Here is a 1,179-nt window from a genome sequence, read left to right on the forward strand (position 1 = left end):
TCACAATCATTTGAACGGTAACTTTCTATTAAATTAACAGCGTTTTCTTGAGCTGCTTTTTGCTGTTTTTTAAGATAATGAGTCCCAAAAAAACCAATGCTTAACGAAGATGTACCAGTAACAGTCAAAGCGCCTCCGGTTGTCGCTACAATTGTGGCCGATATTCCAGTCAAGCTTAGGATAACTGCGCCTCACTGGGTAATCCCCCCATTTTTAACTGGCGTCAAAAGTAGAAACCTAGGCCACTAGAGCCAATTTTCTTTTGGGTGGAATTCCTCCTATTGCTGAGTTAGGTCTTTCGTTGTTATAAAACCAAAGCCATTGGGTTGCTTGTTCTTGAATGTCTTCGATAGTATCAAACAAGTTTTGCACTAGCCAGTCATACCTCACGGTACGGTGATACCGCTCAATATAAGCGTTTTGCTGAGGGTTACCTGGTTGTATAAACAGAAGCTTTATCCCATGCTTCTCTGCCCAATTACCAAGCTCCTTGCTAATTAGCTCAGGGTCGTTATCTACGCGAATTGCAGCAGGCTTACCACGCCACTCAATGATTCGGTCTAAGGTTCGAACAACCCGATTGGCTGGAAGGGAAAAGTCTACCTCTATACCCAATCCTTCACGACTAAAGTCATCCAAAATATTTAGCAGCCTAAAGCTCCGTCCATTTTGTAACTGATCATGCATGAAATCCATTGACCAACACTGATTGATAGAGGCGGGCTCTGCAAGTGCATCTGGTTTTTCCCTGATTAACCGTTTTTTGGGTTTAATACGCAAATTGAGCTCCAGCTCACGATAAATTCGGTATACTCGCTTGTGATTCCAAGGAAACCCCTTAGCATTACGTAAATAGTCAAAGCATATACCAAAGCCCCAGTTTTTTTGATTATGAGTTAGGCGAATAAGCCAGTCGGCTATTTCCATATTTTCATCACCAAATTTTGCCTGATAACGGTAGCATGACTCACTTACACCCACTGCCTGGCAAGCCAAGCGTATACTAACACCTTTGTTGTTCACGGCATCCTTTGCCACTTCTTTGAGGCGAGATGCCTTTACCACTTTTTTTGTAGTGCTTGCGTATTTCGGCTGATTCGAACGGTGATTACGGTTTTGATCCGAACGGCGATTTCACTGCATTCGAACGCTCGAGTCATAATCAAGAAAGATGATTAT

At 42.7% G+C, this 1,179-nt stretch carries 1 pseudogene; it reads right to left on the minus strand.

The features are described 5' to 3' along the window. Positions 1-237: 237 nt before the first annotated feature. Positions 238-1,071 (minus strand): annotated as a pseudogene (locus E1O47_RS12040) (IS3 family transposase); the annotation flags it as partial. Positions 1,072-1,179: the final 108 nt, after the last annotated feature.

It is taken from the genome of Legionella yabuuchiae (genome assembly GCF_900640115.1).
Taxonomy (GTDB): domain Bacteria; phylum Pseudomonadota; class Gammaproteobacteria; order Legionellales; family Legionellaceae; genus Legionella_A; species Legionella_A yabuuchiae.